General features: G+C 64.5%; 9 protein-coding genes. 4 read left to right on the forward strand and 5 right to left on the reverse strand.

The annotated features are described in order from the left end of the window. Positions 1-110 precede the first annotated feature (110 nt). Positions 111-1310, forward strand: coding sequence for a YbfB/YjiJ family MFS transporter (locus QSV36_RS16855; RefSeq protein WP_289133430.1), 1200 nt, complete (start codon positions 111-113; stop codon positions 1308-1310). On the opposite strand, the gene QSV36_RS16860 is transcribed toward QSV36_RS16855, so the two are convergent. After that, complete coding sequence (locus QSV36_RS16860; RefSeq protein WP_289133431.1) at positions 1271-2182, reverse strand: LysR substrate-binding domain-containing protein; 912 nt, start codon at positions 2180-2182, stop codon at positions 1271-1273. The two genes, QSV36_RS16855 and QSV36_RS16860, sit on opposite strands and share 40 nt — an antisense overlap. A 180-nt stretch (positions 2183-2362) precedes the next feature. On the opposite strand from QSV36_RS16860, the gene ycaC (QSV36_RS16865) reads away from it, so the two are divergent. Beyond that, positions 2363-2992: an isochorismate family cysteine hydrolase YcaC gene (gene ycaC, locus QSV36_RS16865; RefSeq protein ID WP_289133432.1), complete on the forward strand. Its 630-nt coding sequence runs from the start codon at positions 2363-2365 to the stop codon at positions 2990-2992. A gap of 195 nt (positions 2993-3187) precedes the next feature. Here ycaC (QSV36_RS16865) and QSV36_RS16870 read toward each other — a convergent pair whose 3' ends face one another. From QSV36_RS16870 to QSV36_RS16880, 3 genes are all read right to left on the reverse strand, one after another. Beyond that, entirely contained in the window at positions 3188-3766 is a 579-nt protein-coding gene (locus QSV36_RS16870; protein ID WP_289133433.1) for a PBECR2 nuclease fold domain-containing protein, read from the reverse strand. A 194-nt stretch (positions 3767-3960) separates the two neighbouring features. Continuing rightward, a complete protein-coding gene (locus QSV36_RS16875) occupies positions 3961-5748 on the reverse strand; it encodes a monovalent cation:proton antiporter-2 (CPA2) family protein (protein ID WP_289133434.1) in 1788 nt (595 codons plus the stop codon). 181 nt (positions 5749-5929) lie between these two features. Then, positions 5930-6904: a GlxA family transcriptional regulator gene (locus QSV36_RS16880; RefSeq protein ID WP_289133435.1), complete on the reverse strand. Its 975-nt coding sequence runs from the start codon at positions 6902-6904 to the stop codon at positions 5930-5932. 180 nt (positions 6905-7084) lie between these two features. Between QSV36_RS16880 and QSV36_RS16885 the strand changes: the two genes are divergently transcribed. Both QSV36_RS16885 and ycaC (QSV36_RS16890) read left to right on the forward strand, forming a co-directional pair. Next, on the forward strand, positions 7085-7447 hold the full coding sequence (locus QSV36_RS16885; protein ID WP_170033726.1) for a helix-turn-helix domain-containing protein: 363 nt from the start codon (positions 7085-7087) through the stop codon (positions 7445-7447). A 72-nt stretch (positions 7448-7519) separates the two neighbouring features. Next, positions 7520-8146, forward strand: coding sequence for an isochorismate family cysteine hydrolase YcaC (gene ycaC / locus QSV36_RS16890; protein ID WP_004375560.1), 627 nt, complete (start codon positions 7520-7522; stop codon positions 8144-8146). 117 nt (positions 8147-8263) lie between these two features. Here the strand turns inward: ycaC (QSV36_RS16890) and QSV36_RS16895 are convergent, their stop codons facing one another. After that, the gene (locus QSV36_RS16895) at positions 8264-13312 is read right to left on the reverse strand and encodes a trifunctional serine/threonine-protein kinase/ATP-binding protein/sensor histidine kinase (protein WP_289133436.1); all 5049 of its coding nucleotides are present in this window, start codon (positions 13310-13312) and stop codon (positions 8264-8266) included. Positions 13313-13457: the final 145 nt, after the last annotated feature.

A 13457-nucleotide genomic window follows, 5' to 3' on the forward strand; every position in this document is an offset into this window, starting at 1 on the left:
ATGCAAAAGTGCATGCCTGCAATGAGAAATCGCTGCGTTATTTCATCGCCTGGCGACTTTATGCTTTTCCCATCGCCATCAACAAGCGCTGCCTGGCGCAAGGGAAGAACATGACTGCAGAAACTCAACGCGCGCCCTGGCTGCCGATCTGGGCCGGGCTGTGTGCCAGCCTGGTCGGTATCGGCCTGGCGCGGTTTGCCTATACACCGCTGGTGCCGGCGCTGATCGAGGCGCACTGGTTCGCGAGCTCGGCGGTGGTCTACCTGGGCGCGGCCAACCTCGCCGGCTACCTGGTCGGCGCCCTGGCCGGCAGGCCGCTGGCAAGGCGCTGGTCGAGCGCAGCGGTGCTGCGCGGCATGATGGTGCTGGTCAGCCTGGCATTCCTGGCCTGTGCCTGGCCGCTGTCGGTTGCCTGGTTCTTTGCCTGGCGCCTGCTGTCCGGCGTTGCCGGCGGGGTGATCATGGTGCTGGCGGCCAGCGCGATCCTGCCCCATGTCGCTGCCGCGCGGCGGGGCCTGGCCAGTGGCGCGATTTTCCTTGGCATTGGCCTGGGCATCGCCGGTGCTGCCAGCCTGGTACCGTGGCTGCTTGGCCAAGGGCTGCAGGAAACCTGGTTCGGGCTGGCCGCGCTGTCACTGCTGTTGAGCCTCAGCAGCTGGGGCGGGTGGCCGGCCGAGCAGGAGCATCAACAGGGCGGCCATGCGCCGGGCCCGGCTGCAGTTTCACCGGCGGTGCTGGTACTGTTCGGGCAATACGCGCTGATGGCCACCGCGTTGGTGGCGCCGATGATGTTCCTGGTGGACTACGTCAGCCGTGGGCTGGGCGCGGGTACCCATGCCGGTGCAATGATCTGGGGTTTGTATGGCCTGGGGGCGATCGCCGGCCCGGTGCTCTACGGGTTGTTGGCTGACCATCTGGGGGCGCGTGCCGGCATCCGCTGGGTGTTGCTGGCACAACTGGCTGCCCTGGCTGTGCTGCTGGGTAGCCACGACTTGCGCCTGCTGGGGGCCGCAGCGCTGCTGATCGGCTCGTTCCCGCCCGGCATCGTGCCGCTGGCGCTGGCGCGGGTCCATCAACTGGTGCCGGGGCATGCCCGACAGAATGCGACCTGGAGCCGTGCTACGGTGTCCTTCGCCAGCTTCCAGGCCATTGCCGGCTACGCCTATTCGGCGCTGTTCGCCGCCAGCGGTGGCCACTACGGCGTGTTGTTCGCCGTGGCGGCCGGTGCGGTGGTGCTGGCGCTGCTGGTGGACATGCTGGCCAGCGACAATCAGGCCATGTCGCTGATGGCGAACTCTTCGGCCAGGTGATCGATCAGTGCCCGTACCGAGGGCAGCAAACCGCGCCGCGACGGGAAGATCGCATGCACGATGCCGCAGCGCGGGTGCCAACCCGGCAACAGCTCCACCAGCCGCCCGGACGCCAGGTCCTCGCGCACTGCCACCCGCGGCAGGTGCGCGATGCCCACACCAGCGACCACGAAATGACGCAGGGCGAACAGGTCGTCGGTGACCATGCGTGGCGTATGCGGGATGACGATGCTGTGGCTGGTGTTCTCGCCCTGGAACAACTGCCAGTGGTATTCGCGTTGGGCGCTGCCCCAGTGCAGGCTGGGCAGCGTGCCGAGCAGCTGCGGGTCGAAGCCCTTGGGCAGCCGCTCCAGATACTGCGGCTGGCCGACCAGGCACTGGGTACTGTTGCTCAGTACCTTCATCACCATGTCGGTGTTTTCCAGTGGCGGGAAGCGCACCCGCAGAGCGACGTCGAAACCTTCGTGCAGCAGGTCGACGCGGCGGTTGGTGCTCTCGATGAACAGTTCCACCTGGGGGTACTTGAGCATGTAGCGGGTCAGCATCGGGCCAACCCAGGAGTTGAGCAGGGTAGTCGGGCAGCTGATGCGTACCAGACCGCGCGGTTCGCTGCGGTTGCGCTCGATGATCTCCGCCGCGCCCTCGGCTTCCACGCGCATGGCCAGGCAGCGGTTGTAGTAGGCCTGGCCGATCTCGGTGAGCGAACAATGGCGGCTGGTGCGGTGCAGCAGGCGTACACCCAGGCGGTCTTCAAGGTCGGCGATGCGCCGGCTGAGCTTTGACTTGGGCATGTCCAGCGCTCGCCCGGCCGGGGCGAAGCCGCCGTGCTCGACTACCTGGGTGAAGTAGTAGAGCGAGTTGAGGTCTTCCAATGATCGGTCTCCAGGCGTGTGGTTGCCGGTGCTGGCCCAGCAAATCATCGTTCATGAATCAGAACGCTAAAGCCAAATTTTGCTATCTACCGCCTTAAAGGGGGTGATTTTAATCTGTGCCCATCAACGCGAAACATCTCGAAATGCTGAAAAATTCATAAACCCTTGGGAGCACAGACCATGAGCAAATTCACCTACAACCGCCTGAACAAAGACGACGCCGCTGTCCTGCTGGTCGACCACCAGGCTGGCCTGCTGTCGCTGGTGCGCGATATCGAGCCGGACAAGTTCAAGAACAACGTGCTGGCGCTGGCTGACCTGGCCAAGTTCTTCAACCTGCCGACCATCCTCACCACCAGCTTCGAGCAAGGCCCCAACGGCCCGCTGGTACCCGAGCTGAAAGCGCTGTTCCCGGACGCCCCGTACATCGCCCGCCCAGGCCAGATCAACGCCTGGGACAACGAAGACTTCGTCAAGGCAGTGAAGGCCACCGGCAAGAAGCAGCTGATCATCGCCGGCGTGGTGACCGAGGTCTGTGTAGCCTTCCCGGCGCTGTCGGCCCTGGAAGAAGAGTTCGAAGTGTTCGTGGTGACCGACGCATCTGGCACCTTCAACTCCATGACCCGCGACGCCGCCCACGACCGCATGAGCCAGGCCGGTGCACAGCTGATGACCTGGTTCGGCGTGGCCTGCGAACTGCACCGCGACTGGCGCAACGACATCGAGGGCCTGGCGGCGCTGTGCTCCAACCATATTCCGGACTATCGCAATCTGATTACCAGCTATAACGCTCTGACTGCGGCTAAGTAACATCAAGCAACTTGATGGATGGCCTCTGCCGGAGGCCATCGTTGACTAGGGCCAAGCGTGTTGTTAGCGTTTCACCTGAGCGCGAAACCAGCTGCCATTCAGCGGCAATAGCTGGTGTAGGAACCCCGTCGATGGCTGAATCATCAGCGTCGGGTGAGACCTCCACACCCCGGCTTGAGGGTGTGTATATGAATATCAAGCACGGACATAGGGCCACTGGTGACAGTGGCCCTTTTCGTTGCTCGCCAGAAAGGTGTACCGCTTGTAAAGCAGCTTACCGTGGCGATGCTTGTTCAGCGCCTTTGCATCGCATTGCATGAAATTCCACAGCATTTTGCCTCTATCGAGCGTCACGACCACCAGCACCTGCCGCTTGGTTTCGTAGACGCCAATGAAGGCCAGCCTGTGGGTGCGATTGGTGTAGGCAACCTGCCAGATCTCAAATGGTCCGAGCAGCGTATCCAGCGCTACTTTCACATAGCGTTCTCGGGCGTCTTGCCGCTTTTCGAAGATGTGATAGAGACAGCTCCGCTGAATCCGAACATCACCCATTGGCGTTTTGACAGTTACAACACCGGCTTTATCTGTATCCAAACCCAGATACTGTGCAGCGAATTCAATTACGGAGTCATGCGAATCGGCAGCAGCCAGCTCTTCGATAGCCTGGGCACGTAATTCACGTGCAAGCGTTCTGAGGTCCGGTAGTTTTTCATCCAGCCAAGTGCTCTGGCCTTTCTTCTCGGCGATCTTCGCGACTGGGTTGTTGGGGCTCAATGCAATACCTGGCTGCGATCAGTGTCGCTGACGCGATGGCGGCAAGTGAGCCTAGGGAGAAGGGTTTCCTCGAACAATCAGACGGGGAGTGACTCGTCTTGTAGGGCGTTTCCTAAATGGGGTTCCAGCAGTCCCGCTATCGCGAGGCAAAAAAAAGAGGGCTGAGCCCTCTTCCTATGTCGATGCGCCTTTCTTCAATCCGCATCCGAAGCAAACAACCGCTCCAACTCCACCCGCGCCTCCTTGGCCGTCTGCATCACCTTGGCCCGGTCATCGCGCACCTGCCCCTGGGCCACCAGCACCTCTTCGTCATGCTGGGTAAACCGCTCGATGCGGTCCGCCGCCTGCTCGTCGCTCAAGCCCAACCCCACCAATGCCCGGCGGGTCATCTCGAGGCTGGAGTAGAACGTCTCGCGAATCGGTTCGGCACCCGCATCCACGAGTTTGTGCACATGCTGGCGGTTACGCGCTCGGGCGAGCACTTTCAGGTGCGGGTACAGGCGTTTGACCCGCTCTGCCGTATGGATGGCGGCCTCCGGGTCATCGATGGTGATGATGAAGTACTCCGCCTCGCCCACCTTGGCCGCATGCAGCACCTCGGGGCGCAGCGGGTCGCCGTAGAACACCGGCACCTGTTCGAACATGCGCGTCATCTCGATGGTGTCCACCGAGGTTTCCAGGGCAATGAACGGGATCTTCTGGGCGCGCAGGATGCGCGCGACGATCTGGCCCATGCGGCCCATGCCGACGATCACCACCCGTGGCGTGTCGGTCTGGATCTGCTTGTACTGCTCAGGCACTTCACGCACCGCTTGCGGGCGCTTGAGGGCGCGGGCGCAGCCAATCATCAACAGCGGGGTAATCGCCATCGACAGGGTGATGGTCATCAACAGCAGGTCATAGGTCTGGGTGTCGAACAGGCCTTGGTCCTTGCCCAGCTTGAACACCACGAAGGCGAACTCGCCACCTGCGGCCAGCACCATGCCCAGGCGCAGCGCGCTGGCGCTGCTCAGGCCACCGGCCAGGCGGCCGACGCCGATCAGCAGCACCAGCTTCACCGCCACCAGCAACAGGGTCAGGCCCAGCAGCACCAGCGGCATCTCCAGCAGCAGGCGCAGGTTGGCACCCATGCCGACGCTGATGAAGAACAGCCCCAGCAGCAAGCCTTTGAACGGTTCGATCTGCGATTCCAGCTCGTGGCGGTATTCCGAATCGGCCAACAGCAGCCCGGCAAGGAACGCACCCAGGGCCATGGAGATACCGGCTTGTTCCATCAGCCAGGCGGTGCCGATCACCACCAGCAGCGCGGTGGCCGTGGACACTTCCGGCAGGCGCGTGCGGGCCACGGTGCGAAACACCGGGCGCAGCAGGTAACGGCCACCGACAATGACCACGGCAATGCTGGCGAACACCTTCAGGCCATGCCCCAGGCTGTCGCCACTGCTGGTGTCCGGGCCACTGGCGGCCAGCAGCGGGACCAGGGCGATCAGCGGGATCGCGGCAATGTCCTGGAACAACAGGATGGCGAACGCCAGGCGACCGTGTGGCGCGTTGAGCTGCTTGCTCTCGGCCAGGCTCTGCAGGCCGAGGGCGGTGGACGACAACGCCAGGCCCAGGCCGAGCACGATGGCTGCCGCTAGCGTCTGGCTGAAGCCGAACAGCGCGATGGCGCCGATCACTGCGCCGGTCAGCAGTACCTGGGCAGTCCCGACACCGAACACCGCCTTGCGCATCAGCCACAAGCGCTTGGGCGACAATTCCAGGCCGATGATGAACAGCAGCAGGACTACGCCCAGTTCGGAAATATGCGCCACGCTTTCGGTATCGCGGATCAGGCCGAGTGCCTGCGGGCCGATGATCACCCCGGCAAGCAGGTAGCCGAGCACGGCACCCAATTGCAGGCGTTTGGCCAGGGGAACGGCGAGGACTGCGGCGAGCAGGAAGATCACCGCGGTTTGCAGAAGGCTGCCTTCGTGTGGCATTGGCTCGTACTCCATGAGCTGCCGGGGCAGCGTTAGATCAGTTTGACGGACAATTCTGGGGGCACGGCTGGAGGCAGACAATCCGCCTGGGCGGAGAAAGATTGTCCCGAAATAGGTGACAGCCTGTGTCGGCCCTTTTGCGGGCGAACCCGCGAAGAGGTCGGCACAGTAGACCTGCAGCTCAACTGCCCCCGAACTGCGCCCGATACTGCGCCGGCGTCATGCCGATCCGCTCACAGAACACCTTGCGCATATGCCGGTCGCTGCCGAACCCGCACTGCGCGGCCACCACCTTCAACGGCAGATCGCTACCTTCCAGCAGCTTGCGCGCCCGGTCGATGCGCGCGTTCTGCAAGTACTGCAACGGTGTGATGCCCACCTCGCGCTGGAACGTGCGGGCGAAGTTGCGCCCGCTCATGGCCACCAGGTCGGCCATCTTCTGTACGGTAAACGCCTGCTCGATATGGTCGACGATGTACGCCTGTACCCGGGCAATCGGCGAGTCATCCCGCGGCACCGCCGCCAGCAGCGGCCCGTAGGGCGTCTGCCCGCCCTGGCGATGGCGGGCGACCAGCAGCACTTTCGCTACGTCCAGGGCCAGTGCCTTGCCGTGGTCTTCAGCGACCACCGCCAGCGCCAGGTCGATACCAGCGGTGATGCCGCCCGAAGTGATCAGGCAGCGGTCTATCACGTAGATCTGCTCGGTTTCGACCTTGGCCAGGGGAAACGCCTGGGCCAGGCGCTCCACGTAGTTCCAGTGGGTGGTGCAGCGATAGCCATCCAGCAACCCGGCCCGCCCCAGCAGGAACACCCCGGTACAGATGGCGCCGAAGCGCCTGGCCCGGCGCACGGCCTGGGGCAACCAGCGCTCGATCCCGGGCAGGGCGATGTCATAGGCCCCCGGGCCACCTGGCACCAGCAACAGGTCGACGGCCTCCGGCATATCCTCCAGGCGCCGGTCAGGCACCACTTTCAGGCCGCATGAGCCGCGTACCGCCGCTTCCCCCTCGGCCACGGTCAGCAGCCGGTACTGCCGCTCTGCAGGCAGGAACCGGTTGGCGATGGCAAATGCATCCATGGGGCCGGTGACATCCAGCAGCAACACATCGTTGAACAGCACCATGGCCACGGTGCGGTGGGCGGGGTTTTCCTGCATACCTCTTTCGCCTTGAATGCCGGCCGCTGGCAGCGGCCAGAAGCTGAATACGAAACGCATCTTATGGTATCGGCAAAACGGCCTGGGCCAGCAACGCACAATTAACAACAATTCAGGTTTGGCTCAGGACTTTGTCATGCGCCGGGGGCGAGACTTTCTTCATTGAACAGGAGAGTCGCCATGCACCCTGGGACGCCCGAAGCGCCGCTGCAAACCCCCGGCGCACTAACGCCCGCGCGGCTGCGCCGGGCCAAGGAACTGATGTTGCACAGCCCGTTGTCGATCATCGAGATCGCCGCGGTATGCAACCTCACTCGTAGCCATTTCTCCCGCGCGTTCAAAGTGGCTACCGGCCTGTCGCCCCAGGCCTGGCGCCTGCTGGCGCGCATGGAAAAGGCCAAGCGCCTGCTCGCGACCGAAGCGCCCATCACCCACGTGAGCCTGGAATGCGGCTTTTGCGACCAGGCCCATTTCACCCGCGCTTTCAGCCGCCTGGTCGGCCAGCCGCCGAAGGCGTGGCGCCAGGCGCAGGTACTTTCTTAAGCCGAAGCTATCCGCCGGTATAACCCCTGCGGACAGGGCCGGCCCGTTATCCCAACCCAAGGAGTCACCCCCATGAGCCAACCCGATTACAAGCGCTTGAACAAAGACGACGCCGTGGTGCTGCTGGTCGACCACCAGACCGGCCTGATCTCGCTGGTGCAGGACTTTTCGCCCAACGAGTTCAAGAACAACGTGCTGGCCCTGGGCGACCTGGCCAAGTTCTTCGGCCTGCCGACCATCCTCACCACCAGCTTCGAGCAAGGCCCGAACGGCCCGCTGGTGCCCGAGCTGAAAGAAATGTTCCCGGACGCGCCATACATCGCCCGCCCGGGCCAGATCAACGCCTGGGACAATGAAGACTTCGTCAAGGCAATCAAGGCCACTGGCCGCAAGCAGCTGATCATCGCCGGTGTGGTGACCGATGTGTGCGTGGCTTTCCCGACCCTGTCGGCGCTGGCGGAAGGTTTTGAAGTGTTCGTGGTGACCGATGCCTCGGGCACCTTCAACGAGACCGTGCAGCAGGCAGCCTGGGTGCGCATGACCCAGGCAGGTGCGCAGATGATGAACTGGTTCTCGGTGGCCTGTGAGCTGCACCGCGACTGGCGCAACGATATCGAAGGGCTGGGCAACCTGCTGTCGCAGCGCATCCCCAACTACCGCAACCTGATGAACAGCTATGCGGCCCTGAGCGCCCGTTGATGCAAACCCGTACCGGCCTCTTCGCGGGTGAACCCGCTCCCACAGGTACATCACAGCTCTTGAGTTCCGTGTAGTTCCTATGGGAGCGGGTTCACCCGCGAAAGGGCCGGTACAGGCTCAAGAAGAATTCACAGGCAAAGTGAAACGAATCCGGCACCCACCCAGCTGCGACACCAGCGCCTGCAATTGCCCGCCGTGCGCCTGGGCCACCGAGCTGCAGATCGCCAGACCCATGCCCATGCCACCGGTCTTGGTGGTATGAAACGCATCGAAGACACGCTCGCGCTCGTCTGCGGCAATCCCCGGCCCGTTGTCGTCCACACAGATCGCCACGCCACCCTCGACCAGCGCCGAGGCAATCTGCAGCACGCCATCACTGCGATACCCCGCCAGTGCCTCCAGGGCATTGGTGATCAGGTTGTATATCAGTTGCTGCAACTGCACCGGGTCGGCTGTCACGCACACCCCGGCTTGCAACTGCGTCTGCACGTCGACCCGGCTCCTGGCGGCATCGGCCGAGGTCAGGCGCACCACCTCGCGGATCAGCTCGTCCAGCTGCACCGCCTTGAGTTGCATCGGCGACTGCTTGGCCAGCGCCCGCAGCGCCCGCACGATGTTGGCGGCCCGTTCGCTGTCATTGCGGATGTCTTCCAGGCCGGCAATCGCTTCTTCCAGGTTGGGCTCGGCGCGCTTCAGCCAGCGCAGGCTGGCCGCGGCGTTGGAAGCGATGCCCAGCAGCGGCTGGCTGATTTCATGGGCGATGGAGGCCGACAGCTCGTTCATCACCTGCAGGTGTGCGCTGCGCGCCAATTCGGCCCGCGAGCGGCGCAATTCGGCTTCCATCTGGGCGCGCGTCTGGTTGTCTTCGGCGAGGCGGGTATAGAACTTGGCGGTTTGCAGCGACACCGCTGCCTGTGAGGCGAGAATTTCCAGCATGGCCAGGCGCTGGCTGCCGAACAGGTTCGGCACCAGGCGGTTTTCCAGGTATACCAGGCCGATCAGCACGCCCTGGATTACCAGCGGCAGGCACAGCACCGAGCGGGCGTTGCGTGCCTGCAACTGCGGGCGGAAAGCCTCCGGGCAATCGCTGATGGCATCGTTGAGTACCAGCGGCTTGCGGGTGCGCATGGTGGCGTTGATGACCGACAGCGGCGCCTGGGTCATGAACCTCTGGCAGTTGTCCATGCTCACGTGCAGTCCGTCATCATCGATGTAGGCGAGGGCGGCCATCTGGAACTCGGCACCGCTGACGATCAGCAGCGCGCCGTGGTCGGCGCCGGAGTGCTGGGTCAGGTGGCCCATCAGGGTTTCGATCAGGCCTTCGAGCAGCACTTCCTCGGACAACGCCCGCGCGGCTTCGATACCGGCTTCCAGGTCCAGCCTGGCCTGTTGGGTGGCGCGATAGGTCTCCTGGATCGGCTGGGTGCGCAGGAATGGATGCAGCGTCTCCAGTTGGTGCACCTTGCCGCTCGCGCCCCAGATATGGAAGCAGTCGCGGGCGATACGCAGGTGCAGGTTGGCCCCGGAAATAAGGCCGCTGGGAATGCACACCTCGGCCAGTTGTTCATGGGCCAGCGCCTGCTCGTGGATGAAACCGGCGGCAGTAGCGGCGATCTGCGCCTGGTCGAAGCAGCGGATCGCAGCCAGGCCGTCGCCTTCGAGCTTGGCGATCACGCCCTCGATCAGCAGCAGCTTGTTGCGGAAGGTGGCCGGGTTGAAGCCGGCCCAGCGGCTGAAGCGCTCGCGCAGGGTATGCAGCTCGCGCAGCTTGTCGGCCTGGTTGCCGGGGGCCTCCGGGCTGCCCAGCGCCAGGCCGCGGAACAGGTGGTAGTCGGCCAGGTTGATGTGTGCCGGTGCAGCCCAGGCGTTGTCAGCGGTCAATGCGAGGTTGCGCATGGCCTGCGCGATATTGCCCATGTAGAAGGCGCCCATGCCGGCGAACAGGTGCTGGAAGAACCGCGTGGTAGGGGATTTTGAAGAAGCGGCCGAGGCCTGGCCGGGCATACCGCCGAGGATGGCGACGAACGCTTGCTGGGCCTGCAGGATCTGTTCGACATCGTGGTAGCCGTGGCGCCGCACGGTGGCCAGGCCTTGCGCCACTTCCTCGACCACTTCCGGCAGGTAGCGGCCCATGAACAGCGAGTCGGAAACCAGGTGGTTGCAGGCGTAGCAGCTCATCGCCAGGTCGCCGCTCAGGCGCGCCGAGTGGATTGCGTCGAGCGCGGTGCGGCGGGCGAACTCCATGGGCGAGGTCCAGGCGCTGACCTGGTCCAGGGCCAGCAGGGCACTGGTCAGGTCGGCCTCGAGACCGTGCCGCTCGATCAGCTTGAGCGCGGCCAGGCAATAGGCATGGCCGTCATGGTAGGCACCGAAACGCTCGGCAATCATCACCCCGTACCAGGCCATGCCGTAGGTGCTGCCCGGGGCGACGCCATGCTGCAGCGACATTTCCATGAGCTTGGCCAGGTGCAGGAAACAGATGTCGTCCTTTACGAAAAACGAGGATGACAGCGTGGCCAGCAGGCTGATGGCGACCGTCACTTCCTCTGAGTCGGTGCGTGGCAGTGACTCCAGGCAATGCCGGCCTTTCTGTTCGACCAGAGCTTGTACATGGGCATGACAGGCCTCGGCCTGTTGCCAGTCGACGCCCCGCGCCGGGTTTATACCCAGCAGGTCCAGGCCGGACAGGGCGCTGTCGATGGCCACCTGATAGTCGCCGCGCAAGGTGCACAGCAATGCTTGCAGGCGGCACACCCGTGCCTGGTCCAACGCCGAGTGTGCGTGCTGGCGGCATTCCGTCAGGCGGGCTTCGGCGCTGCTCGTCCGCGATAGCTGAATGTCGCACTCCGTCGCCATGCAGGCGATGGCAAAGCCATGGGTGGTGCGGCTTTCCAGCGAGGCGCCGTGCTGCAGCAACTGCTCGGCGGTATGCAGGTAATCAGCGGTTTGCTCGAAGGCGCCACGGTCGCGTGCACGTGATGCCGCTTCGCGCAGAAGCTGCAGGAACGCTTCGCAGTCGTCCGCTGCAAACCCGCACGGGCTGGCGCGTTGCAGCTGGCTGGCGAGCTCGAACAGTACCTCGTGCAGGCGGCCTGCCCAGGCCTGGCGCATGGCCAGGGCAATGCGGGCATGCAGCGAGGCGCGCTCGGACGCCGGGGTGAGCGCGTAGGCGGCTTCCATCACCCGGTCATGGGTGAAGCACAAACCGTTCGCCCCTGGTTGCAGGAAACCCGCGCCAATCAAGGCTTTCAACGGTTCGCCTGGCGGTTGGACGAGCACCTGCCGCAGCAGGTGCTGATCGCAGCGGCCGCCCGCCGCGCTGGCGACCCGTAACAGGTCGCGTTGCGCTGCGGGCAGGCGCGCCAGGCGCTGGATCATCAGCTCGGCGACATTGTCGGCGTAGCAGTGTCGAGTCACGGCGTGCAGGCACCACGACCAGCGCATGGCATGGGTGTCGAAGGTGAACAGCTGGTCTTCGACCATCGCCTTGAGGATCTGGTTGATGAAGAACGGGTTGCCGGCTGTCTTGTCATGAACCCTTTCGGCCAGCGGCAAGGCGTCCCCGGGGGCGACGTGGTAGCGCTCGCCAATCAGTGCGGTTACCGCCTCGACACCCAGCGGTTGCAGGTTCAGCGTGGTGCTGCGCAGCGTTGCGGGTATGGCCAGTGGCGGGCTGCTGGTGGGCGCGTCGTTGTTGCAGGCGAACATCAGCAGCAGGTTATCGGGCGCATCCGCCAGCAATTGGGCCAGTAGCTGCCGGGAGGCGTCGTCAGCCCACTGCAGGTCGTCGAAGAACAGTACCAGCGGTTGTCCAGGGCGGCTGAAAACCTGGAGGAATTCAATGACCGCGTGCAATTCCTTGTGCAACCCGAGGCGCGTGAGCTTGGCCGGCAGTTGCGGCTGCGGGCCGAGAATGAGCTGCAGGTCCGGGGCCAGTTTGCCGAGCAGGCGGCCATGACCTTTGATGCGCTGCAGGATCTCGCGGCGCAGGGTATCCAGGTCCTGGCTGTTCTTGGCCAGCAACTGGGTGGTCAGCGCACCGAGTATGTCAACCCATGGCGTGTAGGGCACGGCCTGGGCCAGGCTGTTGCACTTGCCGACGGCGCGGTAGCCCTCGGTGTCGGCCTTGAGGACGGCTTCGACCAGGCTCGACTTGCCCATGCCGACTGCACCGTTGATGAGCAGGACTTGTGGCGCGCTGTCGCGACGCATGGCCTTGAGCAGCCGGGCGATTGCCTGCTGCTCGGTGCTGCGGCCATACAGGCGCACGCGGCTGGGCGCGACCGGGTCGGCGCAACCTGGGGTAAAGGGCGCCATGGTCTGGGTGGCCGCCCATTGCCGCTGGCAATGAGCCAGGTCGACCGCCAGGGCGCGTGCGCTCTGGTAGCGGGCGTCCGGCTCTTTGGCCAAAGCCTTGGCCAGGATCAGGCTGAGGGGCTGTGGCACGTTGCCGTTCACTTCGCAGGCCGCCCGCGGCTGTACGCCGGCATGCAGCTGGCGCCAGTGCTGGATGTCGCGGCCGGCCAGTGGCAGCTCGCCCAGCAATAGCTGGTAGAGGATGGCGCCCAGGGCATAGATGTCGCTGCGGCGGTCGCTGCTGCTGCCGTGCGGGCAAACCTGCTCCGGCGCCAGGTAGGCCCAGTTGCCGAGCGGGGCGCCCTGGTCGCTGAGCCGCTGCGCGTGGTCGGCGCGAAAGAAGCCCAGCCGCACCCGCTGGTGGCCATGCAGGCATACATGCCCGGGCTGCAGCGCTCCGTGCAGCACATTGTGTTCGTGCGCCTGTGCCAGGGCATTGGCAGCATTTACCGCGATGTCCAGAAACGGCGTCAGGGCCAGCGGGCCGTCGGCGAGCAGGTCGGCGACCGAGCGGCCGGCCGGGTACACCAGCAATGGGCCTTCGGCCGAACGTACGAACGCCGACGGGACTACCGCCCACTGTGGGTCCAGTTGCAGGCGGTAGTCACGTTCCAGGCGCTGGCAGGCGGCGGGGGCCTCGAGCGGGGCGCGCACGGCGATCCAGGCCTGACGGGTGGCCGGGTCGCGCAGGCGGAAGTAGCTGAGCTCGCCTTCCTGGCCCAGCGCGCTGATCTCGCATCGGTTCAGCCAGCCCTCGTCGATCGACTGGTCGTAATCGATGGGCCCGTGGGCAAGGCGTTCATCGAGCATAAAGCACCCCCGCTAGCGACATCCTGAGGCGCGAGTATACGCAGCGGGCCCAGTGCTGATGCGGGTTACAGCTTGCTTGGCAGGAACGGGCACGCTGTTGTCCGTTATCGTCCCCTGGCAGCTGGCGGGCTTTTGTATAGTCCTC

It is taken from the genome of Pseudomonas sp. BCRC 81390 (assembly GCF_030341915.1).
GTDB lineage: Bacteria > Pseudomonadota > Gammaproteobacteria > Pseudomonadales > Pseudomonadaceae > Aquipseudomonas.